12 protein-coding genes are annotated in these 16,659 nt (G+C 71.9%); 10 read left to right on the top strand and 2 right to left on the bottom strand.

Annotation, left to right across the window (positions count from 1 at the left end):
- Nucleotides 1-11: 11 nt before the first annotated feature.
- Nucleotides 12-755, bottom strand: a complete 744-nt coding sequence (locus QM638_RS04965) for an O-methyltransferase (RefSeq protein ID WP_415140835.1) — start codon at nt 753-755, stop codon at nt 12-14.
- A 317-nt stretch (nt 756-1,072) separates the two neighbouring features.
- Here QM638_RS04965 and QM638_RS04960 point away from each other — a divergent pair, with 317 nt between their 5' ends.
- Nucleotides 1,073-1,933 carry a Bax inhibitor-1/YccA family membrane protein gene (locus tag QM638_RS04960; RefSeq protein WP_415140834.1) on the top strand — a complete coding sequence of 287 codons (861 nt, stop codon included), beginning with the start codon at nt 1,073-1,075 and terminating at the stop codon, nt 1,931-1,933.
- Between the two features lie 15 nt (nt 1,934-1,948).
- Here QM638_RS04960 and QM638_RS04955 read toward each other — a convergent pair whose 3' ends face one another.
- Nucleotides 1,949-2,881, bottom strand: a complete 933-nt coding sequence (locus QM638_RS04955) for an SGNH/GDSL hydrolase family protein (RefSeq protein WP_415140833.1) — start codon at nt 2,879-2,881, stop codon at nt 1,949-1,951.
- 80 nt (nt 2,882-2,961) lie between these two features.
- Between QM638_RS04955 and QM638_RS04950 the strand changes: the two genes are divergently transcribed.
- From QM638_RS04950 to QM638_RS04910, 9 genes are all read left to right on the top strand, one after another.
- Complete coding sequence (locus QM638_RS04950; RefSeq protein ID WP_415140832.1) at nt 2,962-4,389, top strand: cystathionine beta-synthase; 1,428 nt, start codon at nt 2,962-2,964, stop codon at nt 4,387-4,389.
- A gap of 142 nt (nt 4,390-4,531) precedes the next feature.
- A complete protein-coding gene (locus tag QM638_RS04945; RefSeq protein ID WP_415140831.1) occupies nt 4,532-4,978 on the top strand; it encodes a hypothetical protein in 447 nt (148 codons plus the stop codon).
- Nucleotides 4,979-5,145: 167 nt separating this feature from the next.
- On the top strand, nt 5,146-6,105 hold the full coding sequence (locus QM638_RS04940) for a universal stress protein (protein ID WP_415140830.1): 960 nt from the start codon (nt 5,146-5,148) through the stop codon (nt 6,103-6,105).
- Between the two features lie 73 nt (nt 6,106-6,178).
- Entirely contained in the window at nt 6,179-7,666 is a 1,488-nt protein-coding gene (locus QM638_RS04935; RefSeq protein WP_415140829.1) for a cytochrome ubiquinol oxidase subunit I, read from the top strand.
- Nucleotides 7,667-7,675: 9 nt separating this feature from the next.
- The gene (cydB, locus tag QM638_RS04930; protein ID WP_415140828.1) at nt 7,676-8,686 is read left to right on the top strand and encodes a cytochrome d ubiquinol oxidase subunit II; all 1,011 of its coding nucleotides are present in this window, start codon (nt 7,676-7,678) and stop codon (nt 8,684-8,686) included.
- A gap of 28 nt (nt 8,687-8,714) precedes the next feature.
- Nucleotides 8,715-12,218: a thiol reductant ABC exporter subunit CydD gene (gene cydD / locus QM638_RS04925; protein ID WP_415140827.1), complete on the top strand. Its 3,504-nt coding sequence runs from the start codon at nt 8,715-8,717 to the stop codon at nt 12,216-12,218.
- 1 nt (nt 12,219) lies between these two features.
- Nucleotides 12,220-13,641 carry a magnesium chelatase gene (locus tag QM638_RS04920; protein WP_415140826.1) on the top strand — a complete coding sequence of 474 codons (1,422 nt, stop codon included), beginning with the start codon at nt 12,220-12,222 and terminating at the stop codon, nt 13,639-13,641.
- Nucleotides 13,634-15,637, top strand: coding sequence for a hypothetical protein (locus QM638_RS04915; protein WP_415140825.1), 2,004 nt, complete (start codon nt 13,634-13,636; stop codon nt 15,635-15,637). Before QM638_RS04920 ends, QM638_RS04915 begins: the two co-directional genes overlap by 8 nt.
- Before the next feature lie 267 nt (nt 15,638-15,904).
- Nucleotides 15,905-16,659: hypothetical protein (locus QM638_RS04910; protein ID WP_415140824.1), on the top strand; the 755-nt coding region annotated here is incomplete at its 3' end.

Here is a 16,659-nt window from a genome sequence, read left to right as displayed (position 1 = left end):
GCGCGGTCGCCTCACTTCCTCCGGGAGAGCTCCAGGCCGCCGCGGCCGGGGATCGTCACCGAGGTGAAGGGCCCGTCGGGATCGCGGACGTAGCCGAGGTAGTCGGCGTACTGGCGGCGGCCGGCGACGACGTTGTCGCACAGCACCAGTGCGCCCGGCCGGAGCTTCGGCGCGACGGCCTGGAGCGCCGGGAGGGCCATCGGGATCCAGATGTCGACGAGCATGAAGTCGATCGGACCGTCGATGTCGGGAAGGGTCCGGCGAAGGTCGCCCTCGAGGATCACGACGTGGTCCAGCAGGCCGGCATCGGCCAGGTTGGCGCGGGCCGCGGCCGCCTTGGCGGGCTCGTGCTCGGTGCCGATGACCGCCGGCTCGCCGGCGGTCTCCGCGGTGCCGTCCGCGGCGAGGTTGTCCCGGACGGCCGCGCTCAGGTAGATCGTCGAGACGCCGTACGACGTGCCGGCCTCGACCACCCGACGCGCGTCGATCGCACGACACAGCTGGTAGCACAGCGCCGCCTTGCTGGGATCGAGGGCGACGAGCTTATCGGCCAGCCACTGCTTCCCGCTCGCGGACTGGGTCAGGTCCCAGGTGCCGAGGCGAACGCGACTGGCGACGGCGCGGGTGAGCATCGGCACGACGGCCGACCTGGTCTGGCGCCGGCTACGGTCGTGCAGCCGGTCCACCACCGCGCGTGCCCGCGGGTCGAGGGGTGACGGGGCGTGCGCGGCGGGTTGTCCGGAACTGTCGGTCACGGGGACACCTCATTCATCGGATTCATCGGACGTGTCGAGTTCGTCGGTCGCCGTCCCCGCTGTCGTCGGTTGCGACGCGTCGATCGATGCGGTGATTGAGGCAACCCTAACCACGTGGGGGTCGAGGTCGCTCGGCGTCCGGCCGGGCGCTTTCGACCAGATGTTTGCATCGGTTGTCGATGCTGTTCGCCGTGAGCGTGAACGAGCCCGGGAACGTCCGACCGGCCGCCGTCGTTGAACAGATGACGCGGCGCCTAGGATGAGTGTCGTAGGAGAGTCGTCACCGTGACGGTCCTCAGGCCTCCAAGGAGGAGACCATGCAGAGCAACAACCCGGTGTTTCGCAACAACGACGGCTTCAGCAAGACGTCTTACAACGCCTACGGCAACGCGACGTATGCCGGCAACGGTGCTGCGCACTCGGGATACGGTCAGACCGACCCGAGCCAGTGGTCGGTAGGCACTCCGGGCACCGCTGCGCCGACCCAGGCCGGCGCACCGATGACGATCGACTCGGTCGTGCAGAAGGGTGCGATGAGCATCGGCCTGGTGATCCTCGCCGCGGCGGTCACCTGGCTGGTCACCCCGGACGTCACCGAGAACGTCGACCTCGGACCGCTGTCCGCGGCGATCGTCGTCGGCGGTGGCGCGGCCTTCCTGTTGTCGCTGGTCAACTCCTTCAAGCGGGTGGTCAGCCCGGCGCTGGTGCTGCTGTTCGCGATCGCCGAGGGCGTCGCGCTCGGTGGCTTCTCCAAGCTGATCGACGGCTACTACGGCGGCGGCCTGGTCGTCCAGGCGGTGATCGGCACCTTCGCCGCGTTCGCGGGCACGCTGGCGGCGTACCGGTTCTTCAACATCCGGGTGGGCAACAAGTTCCGCACCTTCGTCGTCGCCGCGATGTTCGGCATGGTCGGGCTGAGCCTGATGGAGCTGGTGCTCGGCCTGTTCGGCTCCAGCTTCGGCCTGTTCGGCTTCGGTGGCCTCGGCATCGTCACCGCCGTCGCCGGCCTCGCGCTCGGCGTCTTCATGCTGATCCTGGACTTCGACATGGTCGAGAACGGCATCGCCAACCGGCTGCCCGAGGCCGAGTCGTGGCGGGCGGCGTTCGCCATCACCGTCAGCCTGGTGTGGATCTACACCAACCTGCTGCGGCTGCTGGCCATCTTGCAGAACAACTGAGGTCGGGGACACCTCTCAGCGGCGCATCCGCACCCACAGCCGCCGCAGCCGCAGCCGCGGCCGTGGGGCGGGGTCGAGTTCGGTGCCCGGACGGCTGACGGCGTGCAGCGCGGCGGACGCGATCGGCACCACCTGGCGGCCGCGGTAGGTGAGCGTCCGGCCGGTGTCGGCCACCCCGAGCAGCGCGAGCGTGGGCTGGGTGAGCACGTGGGCGAGCGCCGCGTAGCCGGCCGCGGAGGGGTGGAACCGGTCGGCGCCGAAGAAAAACGCCGGCCGGGTGCGGAACTCCTCGCCCAGGATGTCGGCGAGCGATACGGTGTGCCCGCCGGCGCGGACCACGTGATAGGTCTGGCCGGCCGCGATCCGGCGCGACCAGCCGCGCACCACCTGCCGTAGCGGCGGCAGCACCGGCTTGACGGTGCCGAGGTCCGGGCAGGTGCCGACCAGCACCTTCACGCCCGCGACCTGAAGCCGCTTGACCGCCTCGACCAGGTGCGAGACCGAGACACTGGGCCGCACCCGGTTGATCACGTCGTTGGCGCCGACCAGGATCACGGCAGCGTCGACGCCGCCGGCGATCGCCTGCTCGACCTGCGGATGGAGGTCGGCCGAGCGCGCGCCGACCACGGAGAGGTCGAGCAGGTGGACCGGCCGTGCGGCCGCCTCGCCGACCCCCTCGGCCAGCACCGCGCCCGGGGTCTCGGCGGCGGACTCCATGCCGTAGCCGGCGGCGCTCGAGTCGCCGAGCAGGGCGAGCCGGATCGGCTCGCCGGTCCGGCCCTCGCCGTACCATCCGGTGGGGTTGGGGGCGTGCTCGAGCTGGACCTGGTGCACCGCTCGGTCCGCCAGCAGCCCCTCGGCCACCAGGACGCCGAGCGCGCTGGCGCCGATCGCGACGATCCCCCCGCCGGCGTACGCCCCGCCTCGGGCGACGGCTGACTTCCTCACGGCGCCCACTGTACGGAGGCGGCCTCCGGCCCCGAGCCGCGGATGCGCCGACGGGTCCCGGCAGGTCATAGATTGACCGGGTGGAGTACGTGAACTCGCTCATCGACCTGATCGGCAACACCCCGCTGCTGCGCCTGGGACGCACCCTCGATCTCCCGGGTGACGCCGACGGCCCCGACGGGACCGGCGGCACCGACGGGACAGAGACCGGGCCGCTGGTCCTGGCCAAGGTCGAGTACCTCAATCCCGGCGGCTCGGTGAAGGACCGGATCGCCACCCGGATGATCGAGGCCGCCGAGGCCGAGGGCCTGCTGGTGCCGGGCGGCACGATCGTGGAGCCCACCTCCGGCAACACCGGCGTGGGCCTGGCCATGGTGGCCCAGCGCAAGGGCTACCGGTGCGTCTTCGTCTGCCCGGACAAGGTCAGCGAGGACAAGCGCAACGTGCTCAAGGCCTACGGCGCCGAGGTGGTCGTCTGCCCGACGGCGGTGCCGCCGGAGCACCCCGACTCCTACTACAACGTCTCCGACCGGCTCTCCTCCCAGCCGGGTGCGTGGAAGCCGGACCAGTACTCCAACCCGCACAACCCGCGCTCGCACTACGAGACCACCGGGCCCGAGATCTGGCGGCAGACCGAGGGGCGGATCACCCACTTCGTCGCCGGCGTCGGCACCGGTGGCACCATCTCCGGGATCGGCCGCTACCTCAAGGAGCAGAACGGGAGCGTCCAGATCATCGGCGCCGACCCCGCGGGCTCGGTCTACTCCGGCGGCACCGGCCGGCCGTACCTGGTCGAGGGCGTCGGCGAGGACTTCTGGCCGCAGACCTACGACCGCGAGATCGCCGACCGGATCATCGAGGTCGCGGACAAGGACTCCTTCGCCTTCACCCGCCGGCTCGCCCGCGAGGAGGCGCTGCTGGTCGGCGGCTCGTCGGGGATGGCGGCGTACGCCGCCAAGCAGCTCGCCCACGAACTGGCCGAGCAGGGACGCCGCGACGCGGTGATCGTCGTGCTCCTGCCCGACTCCGGTCGCGGCTATCTGACCAAGGTGTTCAACGACGACTGGCTGGCCCAGTACGGCTTCGCCACCGGCGCGAAGGCCACCCGGACGGTCGGCGACGTGCTGCGCGGCAAGGACGGCGGGCTGCCCGACCTGGTGCACACCCACCCCGGCGAGACGATCGCGGAGGCGATCCACATCCTGCGCGAGTACGGCGTCTCGCAGATGCCGGTGGTCCGCGCCGAGCCGCCGGTGGTGGCCGCCGAGGTGGCGGGCTCGGTCTCCGAGCGGACCCTGATGGACGCGTTGTTCACCGGTACGGCGAAGCTCACCGACTCGGTCGAGCAACACATGTCGCCGCCGCTGCCCACCATCGGGGCCGGCGAGGACCCGAGTGCCGCCGTCGCCCTGCTGGAGGGCTCGGACGCGGTGCTGGTGCACGAGGACGGGAAGCCGGTCGGCGTGCTGACCCGGCAGGACCTGCTCGCCTTCCTGACCGCGGCCTAGGATCGCCGGTCCTTCGCCGACCGGGTGGTGGGCAGGGACGACCGATGGATGCGGAACGGTCTGACAGCGGACTGCCAGGATTCGGCAATAATTTCCACAGGTCGCGGGTTTCCGTTCGCACGCACCGGGCAGGTTGGCGCTCATGACGAACTCACCTCGCTCACTTCGACGATTCGCCGCCGTTCTCGTCGTGCCAGCGGCCCTCACCTTCGCGCTGACCGCCTGCGGTAGCGACAACGGCAGCGGCCGGCCCTCGGCCGCCGACATCGCCAAGTCGCTGACCGACGGCAAGGCGGCGAGCGTGTTCGGCACCTCCGCCAGCAGCATCTCCGACTCGGTCGCCGACTGCATCGGCACCGCCATCCACGACTCCGACCTCTCCGACGGTGCCGTCCGGGCGATCGTCGACGGCGACGAGGACTACGACGCCTCCGCCGACGACAGCGAGGCGATCGACGGTCTGACCAGCGACCTAACCAGCTGTGTCAGCGACGCCGCCTCCGATGCCGCCTCCGATGCGGCCTCGGACCTCGCCAGCGACCTGCCCACCGACATGAGCGACCTCCCCACCGACCTGACCAGCCAGTGAGCCGGTCGGCCACCTGACCGGCACCGGCCGGCACCGGCCAGCACGAACGACCCGCCGAGCCCTCGGCGGGTCGTCGTACGTGTGACGCCCGGCGCGCGTCGGGGTGTGCTGGGCCGTCGTGTCGAGACATGATGGAGATCACATCGGCCGATCCCGTGGAGGCAGCCATGACACTCCCCGAGCAGCACGACCAGACGCCCGCCGAGCCGTCCGGAGGAGTCGGCGGCGCCGACGGTCCGAGCGACACCGTGAGCGACACCGTGATGGTGGCCGTCGACGGGTCCGAGCCGAGCGACGTCGCGGCACGCTACGCCGTCGACATCTGCCGGCGCAGCGGCAGCGAGCTGGCGATCGCGCACGTGGTGACCGGCTACTCCGGTCTGGTGCCGACGGTGGTGCCGGGCCTGGAGGAGGCGGGGCAGGCCGTCCTCGACGAGGCGGTCACCCTCGCCCGGGCCTCTCTGCCGGCCGATCGGGTGCACGGCTACCTGCTGCACGGCCAGCGCCAGGCGGCCCTGCTCGAGCTCTCCCACCAGGCCCGGCTGGTGGTGCTCGGCTTCCAGCAGAAGTCCAGCGTGGAACGCCTGGTCACCGGCTCCACCATCACCGCCATCTCGTCGGCCGCCGCCTGTCCGGTGGCGACCATCCCGAAGGCCTGGGCCGGCAACGACCGGGGCGTGGTGGGGGTGGGGATCAAGACGATCGACTCCGCCGAGCCGCTGCTGCGCGAGGCGTTGCGCATCGCCCGGCTGCGCGAGTCGCGGCTGGAGATCGTGCACTCCTGGCAGCTGCCCACCGCGGCGTACGAGGGCCTGTTGCTCTCCGAGATCGAGACCCAGGACTGGGAGCAGGACATGCGCGCGGCGCTGGAGGAGGTCGCCGCCCCGGTGTTCGCCGACTATCCCGACGTCACCACCCGGATCCAGGTGGTGGAGTCTCATCCGGCGCTGGCGCTGCGCGACCTCGGCGAGAACGCCGACCTGCTGATCCTGGCACGCCGGCGGCGGGCCTTCCCGCGCGGCCACCTCGGCGGTACGGCGCGTGCGATGCTGCGCGAGGCACCGTGCCCGGTCGTGGTGGTGCCCACCGACGGGCAGTGCCCCGGATACCCCGACGGGGTGCTGTGATCCAGCGAACAGCCTCGAGGCCTCGTCCGGGTGCCGCGCGACAGCGGCCCGGGCGGAGGGCCATAGTGGAGCCGTGGACAGCGTCCTCGACCTAGCCCGGTGGCAGTTCGGCTTCACCACCGTCTACCACTTCATGTTCGTCCCGCTCACGGTGGGGCTCACCATGGTCGTCGCCGTGATGGAGACGATCTGGCTCCGGACGAAGAACCCGGACTGGCTGCGGCTGACGAAGTTCACCTCCAAGCTGCTGCTGATCAACTTCGCGATCGGCGTCGCGACCGGGATCATCCAGGAGTTCCAGTTCGGGATGAACTGGTCGGCGTACTCCCGATTCGTCGGCGACATCTTCGGCGCGCCGCTCGCGGTGGAGGCGCTGATGGCGTTCTTCCTCGAGTCGACCTTCCTCGGCCTGTGGATCTTCGGCTGGGACAAGCTCCCGCGCGGGCTGCACAACGCCTGCATGTGGATCGTGCACCTGGGCACGCTCGCCTCGTCCTGGTTCATCCTGGCCGCGAACTCCTGGATGCAGCATCCGGTCGGCTACCACTTCGACTCCACGACCGGTCGCGCCGAGCTCGACGACTTCTGGGCCGTGATGGCCAACAAGGTCCAGCTCGGCACCTTCCCGCACGTCATCCTGGCCGCCTACATGACCGCCGGTGCGTTCATGCTCGGCGTCTTCGGCTGGCTGTGGGTCAAGCGGCACCGCGACCAGGACGGCAGCAGCCGACGCCCGATGTATCGCTCCGGGATGCGGATGGCCGCCGTGATCCTGTTCGTCTCCGGGGTCGGCGTCGCGGTCAGCGGCGACTTCCAGGGCAAGATCATGACCGACGTCCAGCCGATGAAGATGGCCGCCGCGGAGGCGCTGTGGGACACCTCCGACTCCTGTGCGCCGTTCTCGATCCTGACCATCGGCACCAGGGACGGCAAGCACAAGAAGTGGGCGCTGGAGGTGCCGTGCGTCCTCTCGTTCCTCGGGACCGGGAGCTTCGACGGGAAGGTGCAGGGCATCTACGACCTGCAGAAGGAGTACCGGGCGAAGTACGGCCAGGACCCGAGCGCCGCCTACTACTCCGCGGGCGACTACACCCCCATCATCCCGGTCACCTACTGGAGCTTCCGCTGGATGATGGGGCTCGGTGTGGTCGGGGCCTTCTGCGGAGCGGTGGTGCTCTGGCTGACCCGGCGCGGACGGGCGCCGACCGGCGGTCTGGTCGGCCGATTCTTCCCCGCGTTGGCGATCTCGGTGCCGGTGATGGTGCTGTTGGGCAACTCGATGGGCTGGATCTTCACCGAGATGGGCCGACAACCCTGGGCGGTCTTCGGCCTGCTCACCACCGACCAGGCGGTCTCGCCGACCGGCAACATGGTCGAGCTCGCGATCGCGCTGATCGGCTTCATCCTGCTCTACGCCGTCCTCGCCGTGATCGAGGTCGGGCTGTTGGTCCGGGTGGTGCGCCAGGGACCCGAGCCGTTCGTCGAGCCCCCCGACCCGTCGCTGCGCGGTGGATCCGGGTCGGAGGCCGACGCCGACGAACCCCTCAACTTCGCCTACTAGGAATCCACCATGGAACTGACCACCTTCTGGTTCTGCCTGATCGGCGTGTTGTGGGTCGGCTACTTCACCCTGGAGGGCTTCGACTTCGGTGTCGGCATGCTGCTGCCGGTACTGGCCCGCGACGATCGTGAGCGCCGGGTGCTGATCAACACCATCGGCCCGGTCTGGGACGGCAACGAGGTCTGGCTGCTCACCGCCGGCGGCTCGATGTTCGCCGCCTTCCCGGAGTGGTACGCCACCTTGTTCTCCGGCTTCTATCTGCCGCTGCTCTTCATCGTGTTCTCCCTGATCGTGCGCGCGGTCGCCTTCGAGTACCGGCACCAGCGTCCCGGCGCGACCTGGGCCGGCTGGTGGGACCGGGCGGTGACCGTGACCTCGTTCCTGGTCTCGGTGTTGTGGGGGATCGCCTTCGCGAACATCGTGCGCGGCGTCCCGATCGATGCCGACAAGGAGTTCACCGGCAATCTGGGTACCCTGCTCCACCCCTACGCCCTGCTCGGCGGGTTGACCACGCTGCTGCTCTTCCTCACCCATGGGGCACTCTTCGTGGCCCTCAAGACCGACGGCGACATCAGGCACCGCGCCCGACGGCTGGCGATCCGCGTGGGCCTGATCACCGCGGTGGTCGCGGTGGTCTTCCTGGTCTGGTCACAGGCGCTGCGTGGCAACGCCGGCTCGGCGGTGATGTTCGCGCTGGCCGCGGTCGCGCTGCTGGCCGGTCTCGCCGCGGCGTACCTGGGCAGGGAGGGCTGGGCCTTCCTCGGGAACTTCCTGGCCATCGGGCTGGCCGTGGGCGGTCTGTTCGTCGCGCTCTTCCCCGATGTGATGCCCTCGACCACCGCCGCGGCGTACTCGCTGACCACCACCAACGCGGCGGCGACGTCGTACACGTTGAAGGTGATGACGATCGTGGCGGCGATCTTCACCCCGCTGGTGCTCGCCTACCAGGCCTGGACCTACTGGATCTTCCGCAAGCGGATCAGCGTGCATCACATCCCCACCGAGGAGCTGGCGCACTGAGTCGGCGTACCGGGAAGGTGGGTGAGCCGTGGCCGAGGCCTCGGGGGCGACGATGAGACCCGGTGACCCGCGGCTGCGCCGGCAGCTCGCACCGGCCCGCGGACCGCTGGTCGTGGTCATCGCCACCGGCGCGCTCGGCAGCGCCCTGCTGGTCGCCCAGGCGTGGGCCGTCACCCATCTGCTGCTGGCCGTCTTCGACTCCGGGACGGTGTGGGGATGGGCGCTCGGTGTGGTCGCGGTCTTCCTCGCTCGCGGCCTGATCGGCTGGATCGGCGACCTGGCCGCGGCCCGCGCGGCCGGTCTGGTCGGCCGTGACCTGCGCCGGCGGGTGCTGGGCGCGATCCTGGCCCGTCCCGGTGCCACCAGCGGATCGCTGGCGGCACTGGCCACCCGGGGTGTCACCGCGGCCGAGCCCTACCTCACCCGGTACTTCCCGGCGATGGTGATCGCCGGCATCGGCCCGGTGCTGGTGCTCGCCGCGATCGCCGTGCTCGACCCGACCAGTGGACTGGTCGTGCTGGTCACGCTGCCGCTGATCCCGGTCTTCGGCATCCTGGTCGGGCTCGCCACCCGGGATCGGGCGGCGTCGCAGTGGCGGGCGATGTCGACGCTGTCGGGCCACTTCCTCGACGTCGTGCGCGGACTGCCGACGCTGGTCGCCTACGGCAGGGCGCGGGCACAGTCGAGCACCATCCGCGCCGTCACCGACACCTATCGGCGGCGCAGCCTGGCCACGCTGCGGATCGCGTTCGCCTCCGGGACCATCCTGGAGCTGGTGGCGACGATCTCGGTGGCGCTGGTCGCGGTCACCGTGGGCGTGCGGCTGGCGGCCGGGCACCTGTCCCTGGAGACCGCGCTGATCGTGCTGCTGCTGGCGCCGGAGGCGTACTGGCCGCTGCGCCGGGTGGGCACCGAGTTCCACGCCGCGGCCGAGGGGGTGGCCACCTTCGAGGCCGCCGCCGAGCTGACCGGGGCCGACCCGGCGGAGGCGCCCGAGGCGCCAGGTCCGGGGGAGGCCGGGCCGGATCCGGCACCGGGGCTGCGGTCGGGCGAGCCGATCCGGCTCCAGGCCGCCAGCGTGACCTACCCGGGCCGGAGCTGGCCGGCGCTGGTCGGCGTGGACGAGCTCATCGCGACGCCGGGTGTCACCGCGGTGACCGGGCCCAGCGGTGCGGGCAAGTCGACCCTGCTGGCGCTGCTCGCCGGTCTGATCGACCCGACCTCGGGATGGGTACGACGCCCCGCGGCCGAGCAGATCGCCTGGCTGCCACAGCGGCCGGTCTTCCTCGCCGGCAGCGTCGCCGACAACCTGCGGCTCGCCGCGCCGCAGGCGAGTGACGCCGAGCTGTGGCAGGCACTGGCCGAGGTGGCGCTGGCGGACCGGGTCCGGGCACTGCCCGGCGGCCTGGACAGCGAGCTGGGCGAGGACGGGATGACGTTGTCGGCCGGCGAGCGGGCACGGCTCGCGCTGGCCCGGGTGCTGGTCTCGGATCGGGAGTGGGTCTTCCTCGACGAGCCCACCGCTCACCTGGACCCGGAGACCGAGCAGGTCATCGCCGACGTGGTCGCCCGGCTCGGGCGGTCGCGGGGCGTCGTGCTCGTGGCGCATCGGGACTCCCTGGTCGACCTCGCCGACCGGGTGATCGAGCTCGCCCTCCCGGTTATCGAGCCGCCTGGGCCGGTCGAGCCGGTCGAGCCGCCTGCGTCGGCCGAGACCACCCCGCCCGTCGAGTCCCCTGCGTCGGTTCAGCCCCCGGCGTCGATCCAGCCCGCTGCGTTGGTCGAGCCGGTCGAGACCAGCCCGCCTGGGCGTCGCGGCCGGCTGTGGGCGGCCGCCGCCCTCGGCGGGCTGGCGAGCACGAGCGGGGTGGCGCTGACCGCCCTGGCCGGCTGGCTGATCGTCAAGGCGTCGTACCAGCCCGGGATCCTCACCCTGGTGGTGGCGATGGTCGGGGTGCGCACGTTCGGGTTGGCCCGGCCGGTGCTGCACTACGTCGAGCGGTTGTGGTCCCACGACGAGGCGCTCCGGCTGCTGGCCGTCGAGCGGGTCCGGGTCTACGACGCGATGGTCCCGCTGGTGCCCGGCGCGCTCCCGCGGCGGCGCGGCGATCTGCTGGCCGGCATCGTGGACGACGTGGACGCGGTGCTCGACGACGAGCTGCGAGTCCGGCTGCCGGTGCGCGCCTTCGCGGTCACCGCGGTGATCGCGAGCCTCGGCGCCGCCCTGATCTCCCCGCCGGCCGCCGCGGTGATCGCCGCCGGTGCGCTGGTCGGCGGAGCCGGAGCCTTCACGCTGGCCCGGTGTGGCGTCGCGGCCGCCGAACGACGACTGGTGAGCAGCCGGGCCACCCTCTCCGAGGCGATCGTGGAGGCCGCCCAGACGGCCGCCGAGCTGCGCATGTGGCAGGCCGAGCGGCCGACACTGGCCCGGGTCGACGACCTCGGTCGACAGATCGGTCGGGCGGGCCGCGAGGGGGCCTGCTGGCTCGGCATGGCGCGGGCGCTCATCCTGACCCTGGCCGGCTGCGGCGTCGCCGCCGTGGCCTGGCTCGCCCCGGTCGACTCCGGGCCGGTGCTGACCCTGCTGGCCCTCATCCCGCTGGCGTTGGCCGAACCGGCCGGGACGATGGCCGACGCCGGCGCGGCCCGCGCCCGTACCCACGCCGCCCGGCGACGACTCGACGAGCTGACCCGGCTCGAGCCGGCGGTGCGTGAGCCCGCCGAGCCGCTGACGCCCGCGGACCCGGCCGGCGCCCTCGAGCTGGCCGGGGTGGGCGTGCGTCGGGGCGGCCATGAGGCGCTGGCAGATCTTGATCTGGCGGTTCCCGCCGGTGGGCGCGTCGCCGTGGTCGGACCGTCGGGTTCTGGCAAGAGCACGCTGGCCGGCGTACTGCTGCGGTTCTGGGACCCGGCGACCGGGGAGGTCCGGCTCGACGGACAACGGCTCGACGCCCTGGAGCTGGCCGCGGTGCGCGGCCGGGTCGGCCTGGTCGACGACGACCCGCACATCTTCGCCTCCTCGCTGGCCGAGAACGTCCGGCTGGCCCGGCCGGGCTCCGGTGACGACGCCCTCGAGACCGCTCTTCGGCAAGCGCACCTCGGTGATTGGCTGGACCGACTCCCGGGCGGCCTGGCAACCCGGATCGGTGACGGTGGCGCCGACGTCTCCGGCGGCGAGCGGGCCCGGATCGCCATCGCGCGCTCGATCCTCGCCGACCAGCCGGTGCTGGTGCTGGACGAGCCGGTGGCGCATCTGGACACCCCGACGGCGCAGGCGCTCGCCGCGGAGGTGCTGGACCGGGCCGCAGACGAGCACAGCGGGCACCCCGGGGGCCCGGGGCGCCCGGGGCGCACGGGGCGCACGGGGCGCACCGGGCACAGCGGGCACACCGGGGACGGGGAGCGACCCGGACGCACGGTCGTCTGGATCACCCATGCCGAGGCCGGCCTGGACCGGGTCGACCAGGTGATCCGACTCGAGCCGTCCGGCTCGTCACCGCGCCGACACCCACCGGGTTGGCGCCCGGCGTAGCGTGAGAAGCGTGTCTGCCCCCGCGATCTCCACCCTCGGCGAGCTGCGCGCCGCCGGCCATCAGCACAAGAGCCTCCGCGCCGAACTGCGCGACAACCTGCTCGCCAAGCTCCGCGCCGGCGAGAACCCCTGGCCGGGCCTGCACGGCCTGGAGCACACCGTGATCCCGCAGACCGAGCGGGCCATCATCGCCGGCCACGACGTCGTCCTGCTGGGCGAGCGCGGCCAGGGCAAGACCCGGCTGCTGCGCACCCTGGTCGGGTTGCTGGACGAGTGGACGCCGGTCATCGCCGACTCCGAGCTGGCCGAGCACCCCGAGGAGCCGGTCACCGTCGCCTCGATCCGGCGCGCCGCCGAGCTCGGCGACGACCTGCCGGTGGCCTGGCGCCATCGCAGCGAGCGGTACGCCGAGAAGCTGGCCACCCCCGACACGAGCGTGGCCGACCTGATCGGTGACGTCGACCCGATGAAGGTCGCGGAGGGTCGCTCCCTGGGCGACCCGGAGACGATCCACTTCGGCCTCATCCCGCGCAGCCACCGCGGCATCGTCGCCATCAACGAGCTGCCCGATCTGGCCGAGCGGATCCAGGTCGCGATGCTGAACGTGATGGAGGAGCGCGACATCCAGATCCGGGGGTATGTCCTCCGGCTGCCCCTCGACGTCCTCGTCGTGGCCAGCGCGAACCCGGAGGACTACACCAACCGGGGCCGGATCATCACTCCGCTCAAGGACCGCTTCGGTGCGGAGATCCGGACCCACTATCCGCGCGAGCTCGCCGCGGAGATCGCCGTCATCCGGCAGGAGGCGGAGCTCGACCAGATCGGTGGCGACGTGCCCGACTATCTCCTTGAGATCTTGGCTCGGTTCACCCGCAACCTGCGCGCGTCCAGCTCGGTCGACCAGCGCTCCGGCGTCTCGGCCCGGTTCGCCATCGCCGGAGCGGAGACGGTCGCGGCCGCGGCGCTGCACCGCGCCACCGTCCAGGGCGAGGACACCCCGGTCGCCCGGGTGGTCGACCTGGAGACCGCGGTGGAGGTGCTCGGCGGGAAGATCGAGTTCGAGTCCGGCGAGGAGGGACGCGAGGCCGAGATCCTCACCCATCTGCTGCGCACCGCGATCGCGGAGACCGTCCGCGGCCGGTTCCGCGGGCTCGACTTCGCCCTGCTGGTCGACGCCGTCGAGGGGGGCCGGATGATCACCACCGGTGCCCAGGTCTCCGCCCGCGACTTCCTCTCCGGTCTGCCGGTGCTCGGCGAGTCGGAGCTGTACGACGAGGTGGTGGAGCGCCTGCATCCCGGTGACGGTGCGCGCCATCCGAACGACGGGCAGCGGGCCGGCGCGATCGAGCTCGCCCTGGAGGGGCTCTACCTGGCTCGCAAGATCGGCAAGGACTCCGCCGACGGAGAGACCGTCTATGGCTGAGCGCTACCGCCGCTACGAGGGCGGCGACCCGTTGGCTCCACCGGTCGACCTCGCCGAGGCCCTCGACGCGATCGGCGAGGAGGTGATGGCGGGATACAGCCCGGAGCGGGCGATGCGGGAGTTCCTGCGCCGTGGCGGGCGCGATCAGACCGGCCTCGACGAGCTGGCTCGCCGGGTCGCCGAGCGGCGGCGCGAGCTGCTGTCGCGGCACGACCTCGACGGCACCCTGGAACAGGTTCGCGAGCTGCTCGACAAGGCGGTGCTCGAGGAGCGCAAGCAGCTCGCCCGGGACGTCGAGATGGACGACGGCGACCGCGCGTTCCGCGAGATGCAGCTGGACAGCCTCCCGCCCAGTCCGGCCGCGGCGGTGACCGAGCTGTCGTCGTACGAGTGGAGCTCCCGCGAGGCCCGGGAGACCTTCGAGCAGATCAAGGATCTGCTGGGCCGGGAGATGCTCGACCAGCGGTTCGCCGGGATGAAGGAGGCCCTGGAGAACGCCACCGAGGCCGATCGCGAGGGCGTGCGACAGATGCTGGCCGACCTCAACGAGCTGCTGGAGAAGCATCGACTCGGTGAGGACACTCCGGCGGATTTCGCCGACTTCATGGCCAAGCACGGCGACTACTTTCCGGAGAACCCGCAGAGCATCGAGGAGCTGCTCGACGCGATGGCGCAGCGGGCGGCCGCCGCCCAGCGGATGCTCAACTCGATGAGCCCGGAGCAGCGCGCGGAGCTGATGGAGCTCTCGGCCCAGGCGTTCGGCTCTGCGGAGCTGATGGATCAGCTGGCCCAGCTCGACTCGCACCTGCAGGCCCTCCGCCCCGGCGAGGACTGGGGCGGCTCGGAGTCGTTCGAGGGCTCCGACGGCCTCGGCCTGGGTGACGGCACCGGCGTGCTGCAGGATCTCGCCGAGCTGGACCGGCTCGGCGAACAGCTCTCCGGCTCGTACGCCGGCAGTCGGCTCGACGACATCGACCTCGAGGCGCTCACCCGTCAACTGGGCGACCAGGCCGCCGTCGACGCACGGGCGCTGCAGCGACTGGAGCAGGCGCTGCGCGACACCGGCGCGCTGGAGCGCGGCTCGAACGGCGACCTGCGGCTCACCCCGCGGGCGATGCGACAGCTCGGCAGGTCGTTGCTCCGCGATGTCGCCGATCGGCTCTCGGGGCGGGCCGGTCAACGCGAGCTGCGGCGGGCCGGGGCCGCCGGCGACCTGTCCGGGGCGACCCGGCCATGGGCGTTCGGCGACACCGAGCCCTGGGACGTGCCGCGAACCATCACCAACGCGGTGATCCGCACCGCAGGGGAGCGACCGGGGCCGTTGCGCCTCACCGTCGACGACATCGAGGTGCAGGAGACCGAGGCACGCACCCAGGCGGCCGTGGCGCTGCTGGTGGACACCTCGTTCTCGATGGCGATGGACGGCCGCTGGGTGCCGATGAAGCGAACCGCGCTGGCCCTGCACACCCTGATCCGGACCCGGTTCCGCGGCGATGCGCTGCAGCTGATCGGCTTCGGCCGCTACGCCGAGGTGATGGAGATCGAGCGGCTGACCGCGCTGGATGCGATGTGGGACAAGGGCACCAACCTGCACCACGCGCTGCTGCTGGCCAACCGCTTCTTCCGGAAGCATCCGAACGCCCAGCCGGTGCTGCTCATCGTGACCGACGGCGAGCCGACCGCCCACCTGGAGGCCGACGGCGACGTCTGGTTCTCCTACCCGCCGCACCCGCTCACCATCGCGCGATCGGTCGCCGAGCTGGACAACAGCCGTCGCCTCGGCGCCCAGACCACGTTCTTCCGGCTCGGCGAGGACCCAGGGCTCGCCCGGTTCATCGACTCGATGGCCGACCGGGTCGAGGGCCGGGTGGTCGCGCCCGAGCTGGACGACCTCGGCGCCGCGGTGGTCGGTTCCTATCTGGGCGACCGGTCCTCGGCGCGCGGCCGCGGGGCGTCGTACGGCGATTCCTTCGGCCGCGGCTGGTGGGCGGGGTAGCACCGTGGTGTGATGTGTTCGTGTGAGGTGTCCTGACGGGCATTCCGTCACAGCACTCCACACATCGACGCAACGACCACGCACCCCGGGCCACAGGGCGTGGGGTGCCCCGCCACCCGCGTCGGCACAGAATCCGGGCGAGCCTGCCCGCCGTGCGACATGGCGTCCCGAACACCTGGTGCCAGCGGAGGCGGGCGGTGACCGTGTCGGTGTTCGCCAGGTCGTCCAGCTCCCGGTCGGCGTCGTTGCCCTGACTCCCCAGGAATCGTGGCCGAGACGTCCGTCGAGTTCGATGACGATCCCGAAGTCGCCGTACTCCAGATCGCGGAACTGCCGTCCGTCCGAGGTACGACGGGGTGCTTGTCGAACGGGTCGCGGGAGCCCGTGGGCGCGCTCGACCCGCACCAGGTACTCGTGCTCGAGCACGGAGGACGCGCCCGTGGCCAGATCCTCGATCACGTCTCGCAGCAAGCCGCGCCGAGGCAGCTTCGGGAAGCGTGCGATCGCGGCGGCGAGCGACGCGGCGGTCACTCCGCGGCGCCCGACCACCGCGGCAACGGCGGCGACCGCGTCGATGCGGTCGGCGTACAGCACCGCGGTTCGGGCACGTTGCTGCCACGTCAATGGACCCGTGTGGTCGACATAGACGCGGGGAAAGACACGGACCAGTTCGCGACGGCGCACCAGCCTGCCGATCTCCTTGGCCGGGAATCCGAGGTCGTCCAGTTGGGCACGACCGATGACCCCGTGCTGGGCCTCGGCGGTGCGCTCGAGCCAGAGCGCGCGGAATCGAGCCCGGTGCGCGGCCTCCTCGGCCCCGTCCTCGGTTGCCTTACCGGAGTCGTTCGACATGCCGCCCAGGCTGCCCGGGGTTGCGGGCGCGCGAACCAGCGGGCACCGGAGCTGTGGACAAGGCGATGTGTGGAGTGGGGGGGGCGGTTAACGGGGCGCGGCCGGCACCCCAGGACGGGCGGCGAAGTAGGCGGGGGTGTTGGGGGGCGGGGTCTGGGTGGCCGGCGGGG

The organism is Nocardioides sp. (genome assembly GCF_047606145.1).
GTDB lineage: Bacteria > Actinomycetota > Actinomycetes > Propionibacteriales > Nocardioidaceae > Nocardioides.
The sequence above is the reverse complement of the archived record's forward strand: the minus strand, read 5'-3'. Positions and strand labels throughout refer to the sequence as shown.